Consider the following 22,878-nt stretch of genomic DNA (forward strand, 5'->3'; position numbering starts at 1 on the left):
TGGAAGCCGATCATCCCGGACGCGGTGGCCTGTGGACCGCGTCTCGTCTCTCTCAGCAGCCGGGGCCGCGGGGGTTGGCGTTGCAGTCCTCGGCGACGAGCACGGTCGATTCGTTGGCTGCGACGACGGTGAACGGGGTGGACGGTACCGTGACGATTCCTTCGACGGGTCGCCAGCCCTGGTCGCCGAAGCTGTAGTCGGCTCGGTAGTCGACGGTGAGGATGACGGTGAAGGTGCCTTTCTCGGTGTAGACGTGGCTGGTGGGGGTGGTGGCGAATTCGGTGAGGCCGAGGGCTTCCCAGCTGGCGCCGCCGGTTGCGGTTGAGGTGGTGGCGCCGTCGCCGTAGGTCCAGTGGTAGCCGATCGGGGTGAACATGACCTGCGCGGGTTGGCCGAGAAGGAGGCCTTCGCCGAGTTGAGCGGATGTTTGCGCCCAGAAATTCGCGGCCAGTCCGACGATCGCCCAGCCGCCTGGTTCCATTCCGGTGGGGGCGGGATAGGCGGGAAAGTTTTGCAGGTCGGAGACGCGCACGATGGTGTCGGGGGAGCAGACGGTGCACGGGGCGGCTGGGGTGGGATTTGTGGCGAAGGGGAGGAATGATCCGTTACCGCAGGGGATTGTTTTGATGCCGGGTTTTGCCGGGTCTCCGTTGGCGCAGACTCGCGGTGGTGCCGTGGTGCCCGGCCCGCCGCGTCCTCGCCGGGGGTGACTCGAGGCCCCCGTGCCGCTGGAGCCCGAAGTGGTGTCCGCTGTCAGGTCGACGCTTCCCCCGTTTGCGATACCGCCAGTCGCTGGTGGGTCAGGGCAGGCATACAGCGCGCCGTCAATCCCTGTGCAGGCGGTGGCGCGCACTCCAGCGACGGCAACATGGGTTGGCGACAGCAGTAGAGCAAGAGCGGCGGTAGCGACTAGCAGAAATTTGAGCCGGACCATGAGTCTGATTTCTCGACGAAGAGTCGGTTGGAGAAAGAATCGTGAAGGAGCGATACCTGCAGCGGGTAGCGGTTGGGGCGGCCCACGGGAATGACAGACGCCCCTTCAACGTCAAGCACGTCCGTCTTAGTGACGTCGAGGCAGACGTACGCCACCAAGGCGCCCGACTCTAGATTTGCGCTCTGCAGCGTCAACGAATCGAATGCGAGATCACCCACGAGGCGAAGTCCGTCCGCCGCCATTCGTCCGTATGTTCCCAGCTCAGACTCGAGGACGGTACCAACTGTAAATTTGGCAATTCTGTCCGGGTCTGCTCCACCTTCGTGGGCAATCTGGTTCGACATTTGTTGGTATTCGGAGTAAGCGGCCTCCGCGGCAGCCAGCGCCTCGTCGTTGGAGGCGAAGACCGGAGGCGCAGCCGTTTCCTCGGCGACGGGCGGCGCGGCCGTGCCGCTGGGTGCGGGCGTGGCGGCGGGAGTGGCTGAGCATCCGCTGAGCGCGGTGACGATTAGGAACAGGATGCCGGCGGTCGTGACAACTCTGTGCACGGGGCGGCGCCGCGGCGGAATTCGCATGGGCACACCATAGGCCGGATTACTACAATCCCATTTAATCTTTCCACAGGCTGGTGTCCCGGCCTCAATCCCGCTAGTGCTGTACGCGGGACTCCCGATTTCCGGAGCTGAGTGTGGCGCCAGGACCAGCGATGCCAGGTGGGGCGCGGTCAGGCCAACAGCATGGACGCCGTTTTGTGCTGTCCCCTGAACCCCGCGGGCGGGGATCGGTGGGGGCCTGTGATGGCTGCGGAAACATTTCTTTGGGTATTCTTTGGTGGATGTGCTCGGTTTAGTGCTTGTAAGCATGATTTTTCCTCGGGAATGTCGGTGGTCGGGTGTTGGGTTGAATCATGAACAATCTGGCGATGGAGCTCACCTGGGCGGCGGCCACCGTGGCGGCGCTCGGTGGGTCCAGTGCCGAGTTCGGCGGCCTGTCGGATGTGGAGGTGCTCGCGGCGCGGGGTCCGATCGCGGCGCTGTTGCGGCTGAGCAACACGGCGGCGGCGTTGCTGGCGGGCACGATCGCCGAGCGGTCCCGGCCGCAGCTGGGTCAGTCCGGGTTGGCGGCCCGGCACGGGTTTGGCAACCCGACGTTGATGGTGCAGCAGGCGACCGGCCTGAGCCGGATCGAGGCGGGCCGGCTGGTGGCGGTCGGGGTGTTGATGAGCGAGACCGAGACGGCCGAACGCCNCTCTGCAGCGGCGGCCGCGGCTGCGGCCGTGGAGGCTGCGGCTCTCGCTGCGGCGCAGGCGCAGCGGCAAGCCGACTGGGAAGCCGCCCAGTGGGAGGCACGCGAGGCCGATCGGGCCGAAGCGTGGGCCGAACTACACCCCGACCTGCCACTGCCGGAGGCCGCGCCCCGCCCGGTCAGGCCGGCCGTCCCGGTCGCCCCACCGGTCGCGGTGGCGCCGCCGATCCCGCTGATCGTGCCGACGTCGCTGGTCGAGGTGGTGGTGCCGTGGCAGGCGCCGATCGTGCACGCGGTCTCTGCTGGTACGTTCTCGCCCGGGGTGGGCGATGCCCTGCTGCGGGGCCTGGGCACCCTGGACCAGGCGATCACCGTCGAGAAGCTCGCCGCCGCGCTGAGGGTGCTGCTGGCGGAGGCGCCGGGGATGAACACGGAGCAGGCGTTCAAACGAGCCCGCCGGTTGCGTGACGAACTCGACGCGGCGGGCATTCGCGCGCGGGAGAAGCAGGCCCGTGACGACACCACCTGGTCGCTCTGGCGGCGGGCCGACGGCATGGTGACGCTGCACGCTTTGCTGCCGCCGGAGCAGGGCGAGCTGTGGGTCGCGACCTATGACGCGCTGACCAGCCCGCGCCGCGGTGGGGTGCGGTTCGTTGACCCGGAGCGGGCGGCGTGGGCGCAGAGCGTGAAAGACGATCCGCGCACGCTGGATCAGATCGCCGCGGACTCCTTCACCCAGCTGCTCAAACTCGGCGCCGACGCCGACCCGAACACCCTGTTCGGTGGCCGCCGCCCGGTCGTGCAGGTCATCGTCACCGAACACGACTGCCCCACCACGATCCCCGGCCCGAGCGCGGCGACCCCCGACGGGCGAATCGGCACCGACGCTGGCCCGGCCACGACGACGACTACCGAGACCACCGTGACCACTGAGACCACTGAGACCACTGAGACCACTGAGACCATCGAGACCACTGAGACCATCGAGACCATCGAGACCATCGAGACCATCGAGACCATCGAGACCATCGAGACCACTGCGAACATCGAGACCATTGCGAACGCCGAGGCCACCGACACCACGCCGGCCGGGTCCCGGGAGAATTCTCGGGCTGATGAAACCGCCGGGATCACCAGTGGCGGGAAGATCGACAAACTGCCGGACAGCGAATCGGGTCAGCCCACGGGCGCGCAAACCATTGTGAATGTCCCGGTCAACAAGGCGAACGGGGGGTTCGGCTATCTCGAAGGCAACCCGGCACCCGTCTCGGCGGAGACGATTGCCCGACACCTGTGCGACACCGGCTACCTCGGCATTCTGTTCAACCAGGCCGGGCAACCCCTGAACGTAGGACGAGACCAACGCCTGTTCAACCGGGAACAACGCCGGGCCCTGGCCGTGCGCGACGGCGGATGCCGCTGGCCCGGCTGCGACCAACCACCATCATGGACGGAGGCGCATCACATTCAAAACTGGTCTGACCTCGGACTTTCCAATATCGACCACGCGATTCTGCTCTGCGCCCTGCACCATCTGTTGCTCCACAACCGGCACTGGAAAATCCTTCTCCGAGGCGGCCAGTACTGGCTGCAACCGCCGGTTGACATCGACCCCGAGCAGACCATGATCGCCCTGCCCCGCAACAACCCGCTCATGCAGGAGCCCCTGCCGCTCGACCCGCCCGCAGCGTACCCCCGAACGGATGTCACCGCAGACAGCGGCGCGTTGAGCGATGGCGGTCTCGACAAGCTCGACCAACGAGATGGTAGCGACCCACAGACAATGGCGCGTCACAGCGATGGCGGGCTCGATCAGCGAAGTGCAGACGATTACCGCAACTAGAACCTGGCACTGCCCCTGGCTCCGGACCCAACCGGTCAGTTCGGCCGGTCGACATCGGCTCCGGTGCCGAGGTCACCGCACTCGATCTGCTCGACCTGGTGCGCGTGCAGGTATGGGCGGGCGCCGGTGTCGCCGGCGATGCTGTCGATGAGGGGCACCCAGTGCGCCCGGCCGATCACGACGGGATGCCCCGGCTGGCCGGCAAATCGGGCCTGACGCAGAGTGTCGGCCGAGACGGCGGCCGGGCTGGTGGCCGCATCCGCCGCACCCGGCCCACCCGCCGTACCCGGCCCACCCGCCGCACCCGACCCACCCGCCGTACCCGGCCCACCCGCCGTACCCGTCCCACGCTCATCCATCGTCTCGTGGTTCGCGCCGATCACCCGCGCCACCGTTGCCGCGTTCAGATCAGGAACGTCGACGGGAATGATCGCGACGGCGTCGACATCGGGCTGGTCGAGCGCGCAGCGCAGACCGGTGCGCAGCGACGCGGAGAGCCCCTCGGCCCAGTCGGCGGCCTGCACGACCAGAACGGATGCCGGAAGCTGGCAAGCGCCCCGTGCCGGCGCACCGGTCGGGTCATCCCTGCCGGCTTCGAGCAGCGCCGCCGCTTCGGCCCCGCGGGCGCCGAGCACGACGATCACCGGGGAGCATCCGGCTGCGGCCAGCACCCGGACCGCGTGCTGCAACCACGAGTGCCCGGCGGAATCATGCACGAGCGCCTTCGGCATGCCGTAACGCGAACCGGCCCCGGCGGCGAGCACGAGCCCGGCGACGCGGCTGGGTGGCGGCGGCAGATGCATGCCTGCCATCGTAGGGTTTCGGCGCCGCTCGCGCTGTGGCCATGTTCCCCCATCACGGGGGTGAGCCAACGTTTCTACGCCGGCGGCGTTATACGCTCGCAGATACGGTTCGAAATATTCGAGTTCGCCGACCCACCAGCTTCCACCAGGCCCTGCTCGGAAGGCGCCCATGTCCCCTCAGATTTTGCAGCCGCTCACACGGGCTCCGGAGCGGTCTTCGAACGGGACCGGCAGCATCCACTACCTGCCGGCGACCCGGCAGAACGTGCTGTGGGGCCGGCTGCCCTGCGCGCGCGACGTGGGCGTGCTCACGATCGAGTCGGGCGACGAGGTCACGATCGACACGATCAGCCACGAGGGCGTGCTCGAAGACCAGGGCCGCGACCCGGCCGCCTTCTTCGGCCGCCACGGCGTGCCGCGGGAGTTCGTGCTCGACGACGCGATCGACCTCGCGGCGTCTGATTTCGATCATGACCCGGGCAGCGACGGGCCGCACGTCGTGACCGGCCCCATCCACGTGCGTGGCGCCCGGCCCGGCGACCTGCTCAAGATGACCGTGCTCGAGGCGACCCCGCGCGTTCCCTACGGCATCATCTCCAACCGGCACGGGCGTGGCGCCCTGCCGGGAGAGTATCCGCTCGGCGTCGAGAACGTGAGCGTGTTCGCGGCCGTCGAAGCGTTCGAGGGTATCCAGGTCGGCACACTGCCGCTCGTTCCGGGCGGCGACCGGGTGGTTCGGTTTCCCCTGGACCCTTTCCTCGGCATCATGGGCGTCGCGGTCGCGGGCGACGTGCGGGCGCATTCCGTGCCGCCGGGCGCGCACGGCGGCAATATCGACATCAACCTGCTCACCGTCGGATCCGCGCTCTACCTTCCGGTGCAGGTTCCGGGCGCGCTCGCCTACGTCGGTGACCCGCATTTCGCCCAGGGAGACGGCGAAGTCGCGCTCACCGCCATGGAGGCTTCGCTGCGGGTGCGCGTGCGTTTCGACGTGATCAGCCAAGCGGATGCCCTCACCCAGTTTGGCGCGCTCGGCGGCCCGCTCGCCGAGACGACCGACTTTCTCGTGCCGACCGGCCTGAACGCCGACCTCGGCGAGGCCGTGCGAGAGTGTGTGCGGGCGGCGATCAACCTGCTCGCGGCACGCTTCGGAATGGATCGTACCCTCGCCTACGCCTACCTCAGCGCCGCCACCGACTTCAACATTTCGCAGGTGGTCGACCGGGTCACCGGTGTGCACGGCCGCATTCGAGTGGCGGACTTTCGTGGGTGATTCGCTCCAACCGGCGGCGGTACCCGCCTTCGACAGCACCATCTGGCGGGTTCTCGGCAACCCGCTCGTGGGCAGTGAGAACATCGGCCCGCTCTGCGGCCGCACCGTCGCGGTCAAGGACCTCTACGACGTGGCCGGGTTCGCCGTCGGTGCCGGCATTCCCGAGTACCTGCGTGAGCAGCCGTTCGCGGCCGAAAGCGCCCCGGCACTGCGCTCCCTGCTCGGAGCCGGCGCGACCGTGCGCGGCATCGCGCAGACCGATGAGTTCGCGTACAGCATCATCGGCGCCAACGTGCACTACGGCACCCCGCCGAATCCGCGGGTTCCCGATGCTCTGCCCGGCGGATCATCGAGCGGTCCGGCCAGCGCCGTCGCGCTCGACCAGGCTGATATCGGGCTCGGCACCGACACCGCAGGTTCGATTCGGGTGCCGGCGTCGTACCAGGGCCTGTGGGGGCTGCGCAGTACGCAGGACGCCGTCAACCGCAGCGGGCTGCTGCCGCTCGCGCCGCGGTTCGACGCGGTGGGCTGGCTCACCCGCACGCCAGAGGTGCTGCGCGCGGCCGTCGTGGCGTCGGTGCAGCCGCAGCTGCAGCGCGGCACGCCGGCCCGATACGCGGTGGCGGCATCCGTTGTGTTCGGGCTTGACGACGCCGTGCAGAAAACCTTCGTCGACGCCGTCGATCGGCTCGAGAGCACCGACGGTATCGCCCCGGTCGAGCTGGTTGACGTCGGCGATCTCGCCGCGATGTTCCAGGCCTTCCGCACCGTGCAGGCGGCCGAGGCCTGGCAGGTTCACGGCTCATGGGTGCGCGCCCACCCCGGTGTGCTCGGTGCCGATATCGCTGCCCGCTTCGCCTGGGCATCGCGGGTGACCGGCAGCGCCGAACGAGCGGCGCGGGGGGTGCTCGGCGCTGCCCGCGAGCGCCTGGATCAGATTCTCGACGATCGGGTGCTGCTGCTGCCGAGCACCGCGTCGACGGCACCCCGTCGCGACAGCGCACCGGCCGACCTCGATCGCACCCGCAGCGCGACCCTCGCGTTGACCTGCCTCGCTGCGATCGGCGGGTTCCCGGCCCTGTCCGCTCCGCTGCTCGACGTCGACGGAACCCCGCTCGGGCTGTGCCTGGTCGGGCCACGGTTCAGCGACCTCGCGCTCATCGATAGTGCTGTGGGGCTGGCTGACAGGCTCGCGTAAATCACCGGCGACATCCCCGTAACGTGCAGGAAACGTAGGCTGCCTAAACTGTGAACCTGAAACACCTGTTTCACGACGCCGAAGGAGTGAAACACATGCCCAGCCTTTCGATCAACCCGCCAGCGCGGCTTCTCATGGGTCCCGGCCCGATCAACGCCGATCCCCGGGTGCTGCGCGCCATGGCGGCCCAACTGGTGGGCCAGTACGACCCGGCCATGACCGGCTACATGACCGAGACGCAACAGCTCTACCGCACCGTGTTCGGCACCTCGAACGAGCACACCCTGCTCGTGGACGGTACCGCCCGGGCCGGCATCGAGGCCGCCCTGGTCTCGCTGATCGAACCCGGCGACCGCGTGCTCGTGCCCATCTTCGGCCGCTTCGGCCACCTGCTGCGCGAGATCGCCGAGAGGGCCGGCGCCGAGGTGCACGTGCGTGAGGTCGAATGGGGGCAGGTCTTCACCCCCGCCGCGATCGAGCAGGCCATCCGCGAGACCCGACCGAAACTGCTCGCGATCGTGCACGGCGACACCTCGACCACCATGATGCAGCCGCTCGACGAACTCGGCGAGATCTGCGCCCGTCACGACGTGTTGTTCTACACCGATGTCACCGCCTCGCTCGGTGGTAACACGGTTGAAACGGATGCCTGGGGCCTCGACGCTGTCACCGCCGGCCTGCAGAAGTGCCTGGCCGGCCCGTCGGGTTCGGCTCCGTCGACGTTCTCGCCGCGCGCCGCCGCCGTGATCAACGCCCGCAGGAGCATCGAGGCCGGGCTGCGCGAACCGGGGGATCCGGTCTCGCAGAACCCGATCCGCTCGAACTATTTCGACCTGTCGATGCTGTTCGACTATTGGGGGCCGAAGCGGCTCAACCATCACACCGAGGCCACGACCATGCTCTACGGCGCCCGCGAATGCGCCCGGCTGCTCGTCGACGAAGGCCTGCCGCAGGCCGTCGACCGGCACCGGCGGCACGGCGCAGCGATGCTCGCCGGAGTCGAGGCCCTCGGCCTCGACGTGTTCGGGGACCTCCGGCACAAAATGAACAACGTCGTCGCCGTCGTGATTCCCGACGGGGTGAACGGCGACAGCGTGCGCGGCGCCCTGCTGAATGACTTCGGCATCGAGATCGGCACCTCTTTCGGCCCCCTGCGCGGCTTGGTCTGGCGCATCGGCACCATGGGCTACAACGCCCGCCAGGACACCGTGCTGACCACCCTCGCCGCGCTCGAAGCTGTGCTGCGCCGCGCCGGGGCATCCGTTGTCGCTGGCAGCGGCGTCGGCGCCGCCTACGATTTCTACGCCGACACCGACTCGGCGGACGACGCCCGACAGGAAACCCCGTGACGACCGCCGCCGACATTCTCGACCGCTGCGATGAGCTCGCGCGGCACAGTTCGCTGCCGAATGGCCTGATCGAGCGGGTCTACCTCTCGCCCGAGCACGCGGCCGCGAACGCCCTGGCCGCCGAGTGGATGACCGCGGCCGGCCTGGCCACCTGGCAAGATGCCGCCGGTAACCAGTGCGGTCGGCTCGAGGGCGCCAGGCCCGGCCTGCCGGCGCTGCTGCTCGGTTCGCACCTCGACACCGTGCCCGCGGCTGGACGGTACGACGGAATTCTCGGGGTGCTGCTCGCCATCGCCGTGGCCGAACGGGTAGCGGGCTCGGGCCGGGCCCTGCCGTTCGCCCTCGAGGTGGCCGCCTTCGGCGACGAGGAGGGGACCCGGTTCGGCACGACCCTGCTCGGCAGTCGCGCCCTTGCCGGAACCTGGCAGGGGGACTGGTGGCAGCTGTGCGACCAGAACGGCGTGAGCCTCGACGCGGCCTACCGCGCCTTCGGACTCGACCCGGACGTGATCGGCGAGGCCGCGCGCACCCCGGCCGACCTCATCGGCTACCTCGAAGCGCACATCGAACAAGGCCCGGTGCTCGACGACTCGGGGCGGGCGCTCGGTGTCGTCTCATCGATCGCCGGCGCCCGACGGTTCTCGATCGTGATCGAGGGCGCCGCCGGGCACTCGGGCACGCCGTGGGCGCTGCGCCGCGACGCGCTGGCCGGTGCGAGCGAGGTCATTCTCGCCATCGAACGCATCGCCAGGGGCGCGAACCTCATCGGCACGGTCGGCCACCTCGCCCTGACGCCCGACGCGGTCAACGTGATCCCCGGGCGGGTTGAATTCAGTCTCGACCTGCGGGGCGAGTTCGATCCGGAACGCGACCGCGCGTGGGCCCTGATCGAGCAGACCGCCGAGCAGATCTGCGAGCGCCGGGCGTTGAGGGTGACGAGCGTTCAGACGCACGGCGCGCCGGCCGCGCACTGCAGTCCGCACCTGCGGGCGGCCGTGGCCACGGGCATCCGTCGGGTTGTCGCCGACGATTCGCCGCCGCCGACACTGTTCTCGATGGCCGGGCACGACGCCATGGCGATTGCGGCGCTCACCGATATCGGCATGTTGTTCGTGCGGTGCCGCGGCGGGGTCAGTCATCATCCGGACGAGTCGGTCACCGAGGCGGACGTGGCGCTCGCGCTCGATGCCTTCGAGGCCGCCGTGCTGCACCTCGCCGACCAGTACGACGCCGACGAACTCGACTCCGAGTTCGACGCCCGTGCGGCCACGAAGTGACCGACACGATGAACATCGGGCAGCGCATCGACAGGAGCTATGGCGAGCTCACACCGCAGGAGCAGCGGGTAGCCGATTTCATCCTCGATCATCTGAGCGACCTGGCTGTGTACAACGCGTCCGAACTGGCGCGGCTCAGCGGGGTCTCCAAGGCGACCGTGTCTCGGCTGTTTCGTCGGCTCGGATTTCAGGATTCCGCGGAGGTGCGCGACCACGCGCGCACCCTGCGCAGCCACGGCGCCCCGGTGGGTGGGCCGGGGGCATCCGCTGGAACGCCGTCGCGCCTCGCCGCGCACTTCGCCGGCGAGCAGGAGAACCTGCGGCTGCTGCTGCAGAACCTCGAAGACGGCCGACTGGATGCCGCGGCGCGGCTGATCGCGCACGCCGGCAACGTCGTCGTGATCGGGCTGCGCAACAGCTACCCGCTGGCCCTGCACCTGCGCCAGCAGCTCGCCCAGACCTGCCAGAGCGTGCGTTTGGCACCGCTGCCCGGGCAGTCGATCGGCGAGGATCTGGCCGGACTCGGCCCGAACGACGTGGCCGTTCTGTTCGGTTTTCGCCGTCGCACGGCGGGGTTCGGGCAGCTCGTCGCGGCGATCGAGCGGCGGGGGATTCCGCTCGTGCTGATCGCCGATTCCTCGGCGCGCAAGCACGCCGACGGAGCCGCGGTCTGGCTGGAATGCCCGATCGACAGCGCGAGCGCCTTCGACAGCTATGCCACCGCGATGAGCCTGATCAACCTGCTCGCGACCGGCGTGATGGGCGCAAATGTGCGCGAGACGCGCACCCGCATCGCGGCCATCACCCAGGTCTATGAAGACCTCGACGAACTCGAGGCGCCGTGGTGACGACATCTCTTTTAGATTGGGCACCATGCTGACCTATTCCGCACGGGACTTACGCATTCGGTTGTACGCCTGCCTCGGCGTTGAGCGCTGGGTCGACGAGGTCGCGGCCGGCGCCCCATACACCGAGGCGAACGCGCTGGTCGATGCCGCGCGGCGGGCCGCGACCCCGCTGACGCGGCTCGAGGTGGACGAAGCCCTCGCGGGGCATCCGCGGATCGGTCAGGCACCCACGGGAGCCGGGGCGGCGCAGCAGTTCTCCCGCCGCGAGCAGTCCTCGGTCGACGCCGACGACGCCGAGCTGGCTTCATCGCTCGCCGCCGGCAATCGGGATTACGAGGTGCGCTTCGGCCGGGTGTTCCTCATTCGTGCCGCCGGGCGCACCCGCGCCGAGATCCTCGCCGAGCTGAACCGGCGCATGCTGCTGCCGGACGAGGTCGAGGCATTGATCGTCGCGAGCGAGTTGCGGGAGATCGCCCTGCTGCGCCTCACGGCCCTGATCGAGTTGGGTGCCGCGTGAGCGCGGGTGCGGGTGCGGAGCGTCACGCGCGCAGCCACGTTACGACGCACGTGCTCGACTCCGTCACGGGCCGGCCGGCTGCGGGCGTAACGGCCGAGCTCGACCAGCGTGTCGGCATCGACTGGGTACCGCTCGCGACCGGCGAAACGGATGCCGACGGTCGTCTCGCCGTGCTCGGCCCGCCCGTGCTGCCGGCGGGACGATATCGCATCCGTTTCGACACCGGCGCCTGGTTTGCGCGCGCTGGCCGCGCCACGTTCTACCCCGAGGTGACGATCACTTTCGACCTCGCCGAGGTTTCTGAGCATTACCACGTGCCCCTGCTGCTGAGTCCGTTCGCGTACTCGACCTATCGCGGCAGCTGACGAGCCGCGCCGTGAGTTCAAACGCCGAGCCGTGAGTCTTGAACACCGAGCCGTGAGTCTTGGCCCAAATAATACGAAAATAGGCTGAAACTCACGGCTCGGCGAGCGGATGCGGCAGGGGACCGACTACTCCACGCTCACGCGGCGACCGCGCACGTAGACGCCGGTGATCGCGCTCTCGCGCAGGGCGAGCAGCAGCGCGAACAGGGTTTGTTCGGCGGCCAGCGCGGCGTCATCGGCGCGCACCGCGTTCGCCAGCACGAGGGCGAGCGGTTCCCAGCGGTCCGGGTCGATGAGCAGCAGATCCGCGTCCTTGCCGAGGTCGAAATTGCCGAACCGCGCCTCCATGTCGAGGGCGCGCGCCCCGGCGAGCGTTCCGGTGAAGAGCAGTGCGGCCGGGTCGAGGGCCACGCCGGCATCGCCGGGCTCGGACAAATGTGCCTTGTAGCAATCGTTGAGCACCCGCGCGACGAGCCATTCGTCGCCGCCGCCGACATCCGTTCCGATCGCGACGTTCACGCCGAACGCGGTCGTACGGCGCCACGGCATGGTGCCGGAGCCGAGGAACGCCTGCGAGGTGGGGCAGTGCGCGATCGACGTGCCGGTGTCGGCGAGACGGGCCAGCTCGCTGTCCTGGCAGTGCACGGCGTGGGCAAGGATGCTGCGCGGCCCGAGCAGCGACGAGCCGCCGCGGGCCGAGCGCGGCAGGAAGCATCCGTCGTAGGTGTCGAGGTAGTTCTCGGTACCGTACGCCGACCGCACCGCGTCGATCTCGCCGGTGCTTGGCCGGTCGTTCTCGTTGAGATGGCTGTGAAAGTACACGCCGCGCCCGCGCACCGAGTCGTAGAGCTCGCCGAGCCCGGCCAGGGTCGTCGGCGTCACCGAGAGGCTGAATCGCGGCACGATCGCGACCTGCAGCAGCGCGGTCTGGGCGTTATCGGTGTCGACGGCGTGCCAGCGGTCGATCTCGGACGCCGTGAGCTCGAGAGCGGTCTGCTCGCTCGTGAGCAGCGCGCGGGCGGAGTCGGTGCCGACGGTCTGGATGCCGCGACCGCTCACCAGTCGCAGGCCGGCCGCCTGCGTTTCTTCGAACAGGGCGTCCTGCGCTGGCGCGAAGGCCGACCCGAACACGAGCGCACTCGTCGTGCCAACGGATGCCCGCCGCCGCGTGAAATCGCGCGCCACCTGGCGGGCGAACCCCGGGTCCTCCAGCCGGGACTCGGCCGGGAACACGCACTCGTCGAGCCATTCGAGCAGCTGGCCGCCGCCGTAGGAATCCGTTGTGTAGGTCTGCGGAAAATGGATGTGGGTGTCGACGAACCCTGGCAGGATGAACCCGGCGCGGGTCACCGACAGCGCGGCGAAGTCCGCCGGCAGTTCACTGAAGGGGCCGACCCAGGCGATCGTGCCGTCGATATCCGTGACGAGGGCGCCGTCGGGCACCGAGACGAGTTGCGAACGGGCCTCGGCAACCGTGGGAGCGCCGGCGATGTGAAAAATATGGCCGCGAAAGACCTTGGGCGAAATGGTTCTGTGCACAACAGCGGAGATTACCGTCTCTCCGCCGCAAAACCGGCATCGTGGCCCGGTTCGGGCGGCGACTGAAGCCTGAATCTCTGCGGTCCTGCACGCACCCCCGCAGAACCCGGCCCGAAACGGCCTCGCGACAGGACCTAGACCAGCCCGGTGTACGAGTCCCAGGCCGGGCCGGCGTCGGGCGCGTCATCGTGGGTGATCGTGGCCTGGATCAGGCCATAGGGCCGGTCGGCGGCGTGGTAGACCTCGTCGTTGTTCGCCACGTTGAACGGCGACAGGTCGTACAGAAAGTGGTGTTTGTTCGGCGCCGACAGCCGAATCTCGGCGATGAACGGGTATGCCTCGAGTACGGCCTCGCCCATGCGGTACAGCGTCTGCTGCAGTGCCAGGGAATGCACGGTCGCGAACTGGGTGATCAGAATCTGCTTGATGCCGGCGTAGGTCGCTTCCCAATCAACGTCGGTGGTCATGAACCGCCAGCCCGCGGTGACGGAGGTCGCCATCACCCGGTCGTTGGTCGGTTGCAGCAGCGTGTACGGATCCTGCATGAACCCGGCGAATTCCGATCCGGTCGACTTGAGAATGACGAGGTCTTTCAGCCCGCCGACCACCCAGACCTGCTGCGCTGGCCCGGTGCCTTCGACCGAGATGGCCGCTGTGCGCACTTCCTGGCCGCGCCGCACCCAGGTGTGGTTGTGCTCGGCGCCGTCGACGACCACGCGTTCCCAGGCGAACTCCTCGATCTCGATCCGCGCCCCGGCCACCGGCTCGATGTGGTCGACGAAGTGGGTGGCGAGGTCGATGCCGTAGCTCTCGATCGAGAGCAGCCCCTTCTCCTTCGCGAAGGAATAGGCGGTCTGCTTTTGCGTGTCGGTCGGCAGTACGTGCAGCTGATCGCCCACCAGGTGGGCAGCCGCGAAATCGCCGTGCAGGGCCGTCGACACGCTCACATCGTGAATCTCGTGCCGCGGCGTGTCCCGATAGATCCGCACGATACGGTTCTCCGCCTTGCCATACCGGTTGGATCCGAGAACGATCGTCATGTTGTGCTCCTTGCGGGTTGTTCGAATGAATCTGCACAGCGGATGCCGCCGGTCACCGCACGAGAAGCGCCCCCGTCGGCGGCCCGGCCACATCGTCGTGCACCGAGAACACTTCGAGGCCGGCCAGCCAGGTCGTGCGCACCCGCCCGACCAGCAGTGCGCCGTCGAAGGCACTCACCTTGTTCTTGTGGCGCAGGGTTGCGGCATCGACCAGAAACGGCTCGTCGGGGGCGAACGCGACGAGGTCGGCATCCGCTCCGACCGCGATGGCGCCCTTGCCTGCCCGTCCTTCGAGACCGGCCGCCCCGTCGAGACCGGCCAGGCCGACGAAGCGGGCCGGGGCCGCGCTCATCCACTCGACGACCTGCTCGAGGGCGACGTCGCGTGCACGGCCGGCCGACCAGACGGCGGCGAGGCTGAGCTGCAGGCCGGAGATCCCGCCCCAGGCAAGGCCGAAGTCCCCGCCGTGGCCGAGTTTGAGTTCGCGGGTGGCCGGGGAGTGGTCGGAGGCCACGAAGTCGATCGTGCCGTCGCCCAGGCCGGCCCAGAGCAGCGCCCGGTTGGCCTCATCGCGAATCGGCGGACAGCACTTGTAGCTTGTAGCGCCGTCGGGAATGCACTCCGCCGCAAAATAGAGGTAGTGCGGGCAGGTTTCGGCGGTGATCGGCAGGCCGGCGGCTTTGGCCGCGGCGAGCAGCGGCAGCGACCGGGCCGACGAGAGGTGCAGAATGTGGGCGCGCACACCGGTGCGCTGCACGATCTCGATGACGTGCTCGATCGCGGTCGTCTCGGCCTCCGGCGGCCTGCTCGCCATGAAGTCGCGGTAGCCGTCGCCGCCGCCGTTCACTGCGGCGTCGAGTACGTCCGGATCCTCGGCGTGCACGAGCAGCTGCCCGTCGAATGCGGCGATCTCGGTGGCGGCCGCCTCCAACTGTTCCAACGACAGGTGCGGAAACTCGTCGACCCCGCTCGGCGAGAGGAACGCCTTGAACCCGAACACCCCGGCGTCGTGCAGTTCGCGCAGAGTGCCGAGGTTGGCCGGAATCGCTCCGCCCCAGAACCCGACATGAACGGATGCCTTCGCGCCGGCCGCCCGGCGTTTGCATTCCAGCGCGGTCACCGACACCGTCGGCGGCACGCTGTTGAGCGGCATGTCGATGATCGTGGTGACCCCGCCGGCACAGGCGGCGAGGGTCGCGCTCGCGAAACCCTCCCACTCGGTGCGGCCGGGTTCATTCACGTGCACGTGAGTGTCGACGAGGCCGGGGATGAGGACCTCGTCGAGCGCGAGCCGCACCTGGCGAAGCGGGATTGTGTCGAAAGGAGCCGCAGCATCCGTTTCGGGCGGGCCTTCGATGACCGAATCGATCGGCAGGATCGCGGTGATGACGCCTTTCGACACGCAGACAGCGGCCGGAATGAAACCCTGCGAGGTTAACACGCGCTCGGAGCGGATGACGAGATCGGGGTAGGTCATGCGGTCCTCTCGAGGGGTTCTGGCGCCTGATTTCACCCTACTGAAAACGGATCAGGCCCATTCGGGGGTTTGGAAACGTGTCTGACATGCTCCGTGATCCGGCCGAAATATTGGCCCCGCCGCTCCTCCGAGGTGTACGTTATGCCGGTTAGAATTGCGACACGCCGTGCAAAACCAAGTGAAGTGACGGCGTGTCGTGAAATTTACCGGCAGAACGTACGGGCGGTGTGGGGACTGACCCGCCGCTTTGTACTGGAGCCGGCCTGTTGCCACGCGAGCCAGTCTGCGCGCCGCGATCGAATCCGTTGGTCGAGCCCGCCGAGCCCGCCATTGACCCGCGCGAGCCGGTCTGCGCGAACCGCGCGGCGGCATTCGCTCAGCCGTGCAGCAGGCGCCAAATGCGATCGCGCGACATCGGCAGCTCGGTGGGACGGATGCCGATCGCGTCGCGCACCGCATTGGCCAGCGCCGGCGCGACCGGGTTATAGGTGGACTCGCTCATCGACTTGGCGCCGTACGGCCCGAGCACGTCGTGACTCTGCGCAAAATACACTTCGGTGACCGGCAGGTCCGCGAGCTGGGGCACGTGGTAGTTGCGCAGCACCCTGGTCGTCACGGTGCCGGCGCCGTCGAGCACGACCTCCTCGAACAGGGCGGTGCCGAGTGCCTGCGCGACCCCGCCCTCGATCTGCCCGCGGCACTGCTCCGGGTTCATCACGAAGGCGGCATCCGCGGCCTGAATGCTCTGCAGAATGCGCACCTCGCCGGTGTCGGTGTTCACAGCCACCCGAAACGCGTGCACGTTGAAGGCGAGCGAGCGCAGCGCTCCGTCTTCGCGGCGCGTGGCGGTGAGGTCGACGTCGTTGGCCCCGGCCCACTCCGCGAGCTCATCGAGCGAGACACTCGTACCGGCCGAACGCAGCCCGTCACGCTCGAGCTGCCAGGCCAGGTCATTGGCCCCGCTGAACGACGCCGCGGCCGCGACGAGCGATTCGGCCAGCGCGGTCGCGGCGGCGAGCACGGCCTTGCCGGCCACGACGACGCCGGCCGAGCCGAACGCGCCGGAATCGTAGCCGGCGGCATCCGTGTCGGAGTGCACCAGGTCGATGCGATCCAGGGTGGTGCTGAGCGCCGTCGCGGCGATCTGCGCGTGCACGGTCGTGGTGCCGTTGCCAAATTCGGTGGTGCCGACCCGCACCAGATAGCGGCCGCCGGGCATCAGCTGAACGGATGCCTGTGAGCGGTGGCCCCGCGGCGGCGTCGTCGCGATCATCGACGACGCCATGCCGGTGCCGACCTGCCACGGCGCCCCGGTTGGAACGGCGGCCCGATTGCCGCGTTCGAGGGCCGCTTCGGCGAGGTCGAGACACTGGTCGAGGCCGTAGCTGCCGAAGACGAGGTCGGGCCCTTCTTCGTGGGTGACCACGAGAGCGTCCCCGGGTCGCACCGAGTTGAGCCGGCGCAGTTCGAACGGGTCCAGGTGGAGTTCGCGGGCCAGTTCGTCGAGGGCGCACTCGATCGCGAAGATGATCTGGCCGAGGCCGTAGCCGCGGAAGGCGCCCGACGGTGGGTTGTTCGTGTAGACACTCTGGGCATCCACGCGCTTGTTGGGCACGTTGTAGAGCGCGACGGATTCGCTCGTGCCGTGGAACAGCACGCCGGGAGCGTGGTTGCCGTAGGCGCCGGTGTCGGCGAGCACGCCCAGTTTCAGGGCGGTGAGGCGGCCGTCGGCCGTAGCGCCCAGGGTCACATCGATCGTCATCGGGTGCCGCACCGGGGCGATAGTGAGCTCGTCGGTGCGGGTGAATTCGTATTGCACCGGTCGCCCGGTTTTCAGTACCGCGAGGGTGACGAGGTCTTCGGTGAGCAGCTCCTGCTTGCCGCCGAAGCCGCCGCCAACTCGTGCAGTGAACACCCGCACCGCGGCCGGGTCGAGGTCGAACAGGCGGCAGATCTCCTTCTGCACCAGGAAGGGAACCTGCGAACTCGTGCGCAGCACCAGTCGATCATTGTCGAGCCAGCCGATCGTGGCGTGGGTTTCCAGGTGGGTGTGCGAAATGCGCTGGGTCTGCCAGCTGCCCGAGACGACGGTCGTCGCCTCGACCAGGCCGGCCTCGACGGAGCCGTATTCGCCGTGCAGCTCGGCCACGAGGTTGCGATCAGGGTCGGCCAGGCGGGAGACGACCGGGTCCTTGTCGCCGTGCACGAGCGCGGCGCCGGGTTCGAGGGCCAGTTGCGGGTCGAACACGGCGGCGAGCAGGTCGTACTCGACCTCGATCAGTCGACAGGCGGCCTCGGCGATCGCCACCGAGGCGGCCACGACCGCCGCGACCCGTTGCCCGCGAAAGCGCAGGGTTTGATCGAAAACCAGGGTGTCGTCTGGATCGTCGAACCGGCTCTCGTGCCGCGCCGTCGAGTACAGGGTGCGGGGGGAGTCGGCGTGGGCGAGCACGCGGTGCACGCCCGGCAGTGCGGCCGCCCTGGTGGCATCGAGAGAGCGGATGCGCGCGTGCGCGTGCGGACTACCCAGCACAGCGAGGTGCAGCAGCCCGGGAACAGCCACGTCGAGGGTGTACGGCTCAAGCCCGCTGACCACGCGCTCCCCGTTGAGTGCCCCGGGGGAGGTACCGACCGCGCCGACGGCGTCGCCGGCTCGGCCGGTCGCCCGCACCGGGCCGAGCGTGGAGGCTTCGGCGTGATCGCGCCACGGCGCCGCGTGGCGGGAGCCTTCCGGCGGCGTGTGCTGGCCGACGATCGCGTCGGTGATCGAGCGGTAGCCGGTGCAGCGGCAAAGGTTGCCCTTGAGTAGTCGGGGAAGATCGAGCAGGCGGGGAAGGTCGAGCAGTCGGGGAAGGTCGGGCAGGCCGGGTGACTCGTCGACGTCGAGGACGGCATCCGCTTCGATCGCGGCGGCGGTGACGACCATGCCGGGCGTACAGAAGCCGCATTGAAAGCCCGCGGCGTCGACGAAACGCTGCTGCACCGGGGCGAGGCTGCCGGGCTGGCCGAGGCCGGCCGCGGTCGTGATCTGCTTGCCGGCCGCCCGGAACGCGGGGTAGATGCAGGAGTGCACGGGCGTGCCGTCGATCTGCACAGTGCAGGCACCGCAATCGCCGGTGTCGCAGCCCTTCTTCACCTCGAAGTGCTCGTGCTCGCGCAACAGCGTGCGCAGGCACTGGCCGGGTGTCGGCGTCGCCTCGAGCGGGGTGCCGTTGACCTCGAAAATGACGGTGGCGAGCATCGCGGCCTGTTCCAACGTCATGAGCGGCTTCCCAGACCGGCGAGTTCGGCGCGAATCTCTTCGCCGAGCAGCAGGCCCATCGCGCGTCGCCAGTCGGCCGTGCCGTGGGCATCCGTGAACCAGCAGTCGATCGCCGCAATGTCGCGGGCCAGCTCCTCGGCGGTGGGCAGCTGCGGATAGCGCAACTGCACCGGGCGCAGCGTCGCGGCCGTGACCGTGAGCACGAAGGCGCCGTTTACGCCGTCGGTATCAACGTCGACCCGCCCGGCCAGCACAGCGCCCGAGCGTCCGAGCGGTGACAGGGCAATCTTGCGATACGCCGTGGTGGCCTGCAACGACCTCAGCGGCACTCGAATGGAGCGCAGCACGTCGGTGGAACCGAGCACATTGGTCATATTGCCGGTGACGAACGATCGGGCCGGTACGACCTCGTCGCTGCCGTCACCGTGCCAGACCAGCAGCTCGGCGTCGAGCGCGACCGCGAGGGTGATCATGGGCCCGGCCGGAAGTGAGGTGGCCAGGTTGCCGCCGACCGTCGCCACATTCCACACCTTGAACGAACCGAACAGGGCGGTGCAGCACTGATAGAACAGCGGATGCGCCGCCCACCCCGCCTGCCGTGGCAGCCGGGAGAGTTCGGCGAGGGTGCAGGTCGCGGCAATCTCGAGGCCCGCGCCGCCGTCATCTTCGCCGTCATCGTCATTGTCGGTGATCGTCAGCGCCGGCCACCCGAAGGTCTGCAGATCGACGAGTCCCCGGAGGTGGGAGCGCGGGTCGGCGAACAGCTCGGATCCGCCGGCCAGCGGCACGACCGTCGGCCCGAGTGCGTCCAGGTCGCTGCGCTGCCGAGCCGGGATGATGCGGGTGACCGTACTGAGGTCCATGGGGCTCCGTCGGGTTCCGGGGAGGCCGCGCTGGTCTGGCGGAGCGTGGCCGGATTAGCCGTGCGAGCGACCATGGGCGCACGATAGTGGGTATCACAGTCGTTGTGAATTACAGAGCAGGTTACCTCACCCGCTGGTGTCAGAGTAACGCCCCGATTTCGGGCGGATTTCGCGCCGATCGACCCCTGGGAGAGTCAGACGTCGATCGCGTAGACGAGGTCCTCCTGCAGCATGCCGAGCCATTCGTAGAGTTCGCGCAGGAACGGCGTGTCGGCGCCTTCGAGGTGCACGATACCGTCGGGGGAGATCTGCAACCGGTCGGCGAGGGTCAGGCGCAGGTCGGTGAGGCTGCGGAGCCAGGCCTGCACGGCGCCCTCGTCGAGGATGATCGTGACCGGCTGGCGGTCTGCGCTGTCAGTCTGGGTGGCGGCATCCGTTTCGCCGGCACCGACACCGAGCGAGCCCAGCACGATCTGGGCGTTCTGCGCCTTGCGTTCGAGCAGGCCGGGCGCGGTGAAGCGGCGGAACTCGGCCGCCGCTTCGTCATCGTCGCGGTAGGCAGCGGGCAACAGACGGCCGAACACGCCGTCGCTCGCGGCGACCCCGAGGTCGGCGGCGCCGGAGTCGAGCATCTCCAGCAGCTGGGTGGTGGCGAGGCGCAACAGGTCAGCCTCCATCGGTGCGAATCGGCCGAGCAGCACACCGGACTCCTGCGGGATGAACCGCTGCGGTCCGCTCATTCCTCGGCCTTGGCGAGGGTCGCCCAGAGGCCGTAGCCGTGCATAGCTTCGACGTGGCGTTCCATTGATTCGCGATTTCCGGTCGCGACGACGGCGCGCCCGGTGTTGTGCACCTGCAGCATGAGTCGTTCGGCCTGCTCGGGGGTGACGCCGAAGTAGCTGCGAAAGACGTAGGCGACGTAGGACATGAGGTTGACCGGGTCGTCCCAGACGAGAGTCACCCACGGTCGGTCGAGCGACACCGCCTCGCGGAGCTCGGTCTGTTCGGCAGTCCTGGTCACCCCTTAAGCCTCACACGCTCCGGCCGGGTTTTCCACCGCCTTCTCTCACCCGCTGCGTCATACTCGGCTGCGCGGCGCACGGGCTTGGGGTGAAGGAATATCCTTGGGGTATGACGTCCTCAGCACCATCGTCCGCAATCTCCCCGGCACCCCGCGCCCAGCACCCGGAGCTGGCCCCGCTGACCAACATCGACGTTGAGCGCATCCGAAACGACTTTCCGGTGCTGCACCAAACGGTGAACGGGCATCCGCTCACCTATCTCGACTCGGGCGCGACCTCGCAGAACCCGATCAGCGTGATGGAAGCGGAGCAGGAGTACTACGAGCAGCGCAACGCCGCTGTGCATCGCGGCGCCCACACGCTCGCCGTCGAGGCGACCGAGGCTTTCGAAGCGGCCCGTGAGAAGGTCGCCGCGTTCGTCGGCGCCCAGACCGATGAGATCGTGTGGACCTCCAACGCCACCGAGGCCATCAACCTGGTGGCCTACAGCTTCTCCAATGCCTCGCTCGGTCTGGGGGGCCCGGCCGCCCGCCGCTTCAGCCTCGGCGCCGGCGACGAAATCGTGGTCACCGAGATGGAACACCACGCCAACCTCATTCCGTGGCAGCAACTCGCGCTGCGCACCGGCGCCACCCTGCGCTACATTCCCGTGCTCGACGACGGCACCCTCGACCTCATCGCCGCAGCGGATGTTGTCGGACCGCACACGAGACTGCTCGCCTTCACCCACGGCTCCAACGTCACCGGAACCATCAACCCCGTCGCCGAACTCGTGGCCCTCGCCCGCAAGTTCGGGGCCCTCGTCGTGCTCGACGCCTGCCAGACCGTGCCGCACCTGCCGGTCGACGTCACGGCGCTCGACGTGGACTTCGCCGTCTTCTCCGGTCACAAGATGCTCGGACCGACCGGCATCGGTGCGCTCTACGGCAAGGCCGAACTGCTCGCCGGCATGCCGCCGTTCCTCACCGGCGGGTCGATGATCACGACCGTCGACATGGAGAAAGCTGAGTTCCTGGCGCCGCCGCAGCGCTTCGAGGCCGGCACCCAGCGCATCTCGCAGGCCATCGCGCTGGCCGCGGCCGTTGATTACCTGAGCGAGACCGGCATGCGGAGGGTGCACGACTGGGAAGCCCAGCTCGGCCAGCGTCTGGTCTCCGGCCTCGCCGAGATCCCCGGTGTGCGCCTGCTCGGCCCCGGCCTCGGCGTTGAACGGCTGGGACTGGCCGCCTTCGACGTCGCCGGGGTGCACGCGCACGATGTCGGCCAGTTTCTCGACGATGCCGGCATCGCCGTGCGGGTCGGCCACCACTGCGCTCAGCCGTTGCATCGCCGGCTGGGCGTGACCGCGTCGACTCGAGCGAGCACCTATCTCTACAACACGACCGACGAGGTCGACCTGTTCCTGGCCACCCTCGCCGAGGTCGCACCGTTCTTTGGAGTCACGCGATGAGCGACCTGCAGCAGCTGTACCAGACGATCATTCTCGAGCACTCCAAGGCCCGGCACGGAAGCGGCGACCTGGCGCCGCTGGCCGACGCCGTCGCGCTCGGCGCCGCGAGCTGCCTGCGCGTGGCCGAATCGCACCAGATCAACACGAGCTGCGGCGATGAGGTCACCCTGCGCGTGTCGCTGGGTTCTGATGACGAAACCGTCACCGAATTGGTCTGGACCGGCGATGGCTGTTCCATCTCGCAGGCATCCGCTTCGATTCTCACCGACACCCTGCGCGGCCTCAGCGCGACCGAAGCACGTGCCCTGCTCGACAACTTTCGGGAGATGCTGCGCTCCCGCGGAAAGATCGAGCCCGACGAAGAGATTCTCGGCGACGCCGCCGCCTTCGGGGGAGTCTCGCGCTACCCGGCCCGCGTTAAATGCGCAATGCTGCCCTGGGTCGCGTTCGAGGCAGCACTCCTCGGGGCGGAGCTGATCGAGGCTGAATCGCACTAGCCTGCTGGGAGCTGGGAGCTGGGAGCTGGGCGCTGGGCGCTGAGAGCTGAGAGCTGAGAGCTGAGAGCTGAGAGCT

20 protein-coding genes are annotated in these 22,878 nt (G+C 68.7%); 10 read left to right on the forward strand and 10 right to left on the reverse strand.

Annotated elements, in window-relative coordinates; translation table 11 throughout:
* Positions 1-52: 52 nt before the first annotated feature.
* A complete protein-coding gene (locus E3O06_RS17810; protein ID WP_206751377.1) occupies positions 53-934 on the reverse strand; it encodes a PKD domain-containing protein in 882 nt (293 codons plus the stop codon).
* Positions 910-1,509: a hypothetical protein gene (locus E3O06_RS14880; protein ID WP_134504163.1), complete on the reverse strand. Its 600-nt coding sequence runs from the start codon at positions 1,507-1,509 to the stop codon at positions 910-912. The genes E3O06_RS17810 and E3O06_RS14880 overlap by 25 nt, the downstream gene beginning before the upstream one ends.
* A 644-nt stretch (positions 1,510-2,153) precedes the next feature.
* Here E3O06_RS14880 and E3O06_RS14885 point away from each other — a divergent pair.
* Positions 2,154-4,022, forward strand: coding sequence for a DUF222 domain-containing protein (locus E3O06_RS14885; protein WP_478213381.1), 1,869 nt, complete (start codon positions 2,154-2,156; stop codon positions 4,020-4,022).
* Between the two features lie 35 nt (positions 4,023-4,057).
* On the opposite strand, the gene E3O06_RS14890 is transcribed toward E3O06_RS14885, so the two are convergent.
* Entirely contained in the window at positions 4,058-4,825 is a 768-nt protein-coding gene (locus tag E3O06_RS14890; protein ID WP_166788229.1) for a nucleotidyltransferase family protein, read from the reverse strand.
* 169 nt (positions 4,826-4,994) lie between these two features.
* Between E3O06_RS14890 and E3O06_RS14895 the strand changes: the two genes are divergently transcribed.
* The 7 genes from E3O06_RS14895 to uraH all read left to right on the forward strand — a co-directional run bounded on the left by E3O06_RS14895 (position 4,995) and on the right by uraH (position 11,652).
* Positions 4,995-6,098, forward strand: coding sequence for an acetamidase/formamidase family protein (locus E3O06_RS14895; RefSeq protein WP_134504166.1), 1,104 nt, complete (start codon positions 4,995-4,997; stop codon positions 6,096-6,098).
* A complete protein-coding gene (locus E3O06_RS14900; RefSeq protein ID WP_198415832.1) occupies positions 6,091-7,296 on the forward strand; it encodes an amidase family protein in 1,206 nt (401 codons plus the stop codon). Before E3O06_RS14895 ends, E3O06_RS14900 begins: the two co-directional genes overlap by 8 nt.
* A 95-nt stretch (positions 7,297-7,391) precedes the next feature.
* Positions 7,392-8,645, forward strand: coding sequence for a pyridoxal-phosphate-dependent aminotransferase family protein (locus E3O06_RS14905; RefSeq protein WP_134504167.1), 1,254 nt, complete (start codon positions 7,392-7,394; stop codon positions 8,643-8,645).
* Positions 8,642-9,922: an allantoate amidohydrolase gene (locus tag E3O06_RS14910; RefSeq protein ID WP_174843242.1), complete on the forward strand. Its 1,281-nt coding sequence runs from the start codon at positions 8,642-8,644 to the stop codon at positions 9,920-9,922. Before E3O06_RS14905 ends, E3O06_RS14910 begins: the two co-directional genes overlap by 4 nt.
* Entirely contained in the window at positions 9,919-10,770 is an 852-nt protein-coding gene (locus E3O06_RS14915) for a MurR/RpiR family transcriptional regulator (protein WP_241980240.1), read from the forward strand. Before E3O06_RS14910 ends, E3O06_RS14915 begins: the two co-directional genes overlap by 4 nt.
* A gap of 25 nt (positions 10,771-10,795) precedes the next feature.
* Positions 10,796-11,287, forward strand: coding sequence for a 2-oxo-4-hydroxy-4-carboxy-5-ureidoimidazoline decarboxylase (gene uraD / locus E3O06_RS14920; protein WP_134504169.1), 492 nt, complete (start codon positions 10,796-10,798; stop codon positions 11,285-11,287).
* Complete coding sequence (gene uraH / locus E3O06_RS14925; RefSeq protein WP_134504170.1) at positions 11,284-11,652, forward strand: hydroxyisourate hydrolase; 369 nt, start codon at positions 11,284-11,286, stop codon at positions 11,650-11,652. Before uraD ends, uraH begins: the two co-directional genes overlap by 4 nt.
* 126 nt (positions 11,653-11,778) lie before the next feature.
* On the opposite strand, the gene E3O06_RS14930 is transcribed toward uraH, so the two are convergent.
* From E3O06_RS14930 to clpS, 7 genes are all read right to left on the reverse strand, one after another.
* On the reverse strand, positions 11,779-13,191 hold the full coding sequence (locus E3O06_RS14930; RefSeq protein ID WP_134504171.1) for an amidohydrolase family protein: 1,413 nt from the start codon (positions 13,189-13,191) through the stop codon (positions 11,779-11,781).
* A 134-nt stretch (positions 13,192-13,325) separates the two neighbouring features.
* Complete coding sequence (gene pucL, locus E3O06_RS14935; RefSeq protein ID WP_134504172.1) at positions 13,326-14,231, reverse strand: factor-independent urate hydroxylase; 906 nt, start codon at positions 14,229-14,231, stop codon at positions 13,326-13,328.
* A 52-nt stretch (positions 14,232-14,283) separates the two neighbouring features.
* Positions 14,284-15,708, reverse strand: a complete 1,425-nt coding sequence (allB, locus tag E3O06_RS14940; protein ID WP_134504173.1) for an allantoinase AllB — start codon at positions 15,706-15,708, stop codon at positions 14,284-14,286.
* A gap of 376 nt (positions 15,709-16,084) precedes the next feature.
* A complete protein-coding gene (locus tag E3O06_RS14945) occupies positions 16,085-18,970 on the reverse strand; it encodes a molybdopterin-dependent oxidoreductase (RefSeq protein WP_241980249.1) in 2,886 nt (961 codons plus the stop codon).
* Positions 18,967-19,833 carry an FAD binding domain-containing protein gene (locus tag E3O06_RS14950; protein ID WP_134504174.1) on the reverse strand — a complete coding sequence of 289 codons (867 nt, stop codon included), beginning with the start codon at positions 19,831-19,833 and terminating at the stop codon, positions 18,967-18,969. The genes E3O06_RS14945 and E3O06_RS14950 overlap by 4 nt, the downstream gene beginning before the upstream one ends.
* Positions 19,834-20,027: 194 nt before the next feature.
* Positions 20,028-20,573 (reverse strand): DUF2017 family protein, encoded by a 546-nt coding sequence (locus E3O06_RS14955; protein ID WP_134504175.1) that lies wholly within the window; start codon positions 20,571-20,573, stop codon positions 20,028-20,030.
* Positions 20,570-20,854 (reverse strand): ATP-dependent Clp protease adapter ClpS, encoded by a 285-nt coding sequence (clpS, locus tag E3O06_RS14960; RefSeq protein WP_134504176.1) that lies wholly within the window; start codon positions 20,852-20,854, stop codon positions 20,570-20,572. The genes E3O06_RS14955 and clpS overlap by 4 nt, the downstream gene beginning before the upstream one ends.
* Before the next feature lie 110 nt (positions 20,855-20,964).
* Between clpS and E3O06_RS14965 the strand changes: the two genes are divergently transcribed.
* Both E3O06_RS14965 and sufU read left to right on the forward strand, forming a co-directional pair.
* Positions 20,965-22,305 carry an aminotransferase class V-fold PLP-dependent enzyme gene (locus E3O06_RS14965; protein ID WP_134504177.1) on the forward strand — a complete coding sequence of 447 codons (1,341 nt, stop codon included), beginning with the start codon at positions 20,965-20,967 and terminating at the stop codon, positions 22,303-22,305.
* Positions 22,302-22,802, forward strand: a complete 501-nt coding sequence (gene sufU / locus E3O06_RS14970; protein ID WP_134504178.1) for a Fe-S cluster assembly sulfur transfer protein SufU — start codon at positions 22,302-22,304, stop codon at positions 22,800-22,802. The genes E3O06_RS14965 and sufU overlap by 4 nt, the downstream gene beginning before the upstream one ends.
* Positions 22,803-22,878 lie beyond the last annotated feature (76 nt).

Source organism: Cryobacterium glaciale (assembly GCF_004402535.1).
GTDB lineage: Bacteria > Actinomycetota > Actinomycetes > Actinomycetales > Microbacteriaceae > Cryobacterium > Cryobacterium glaciale.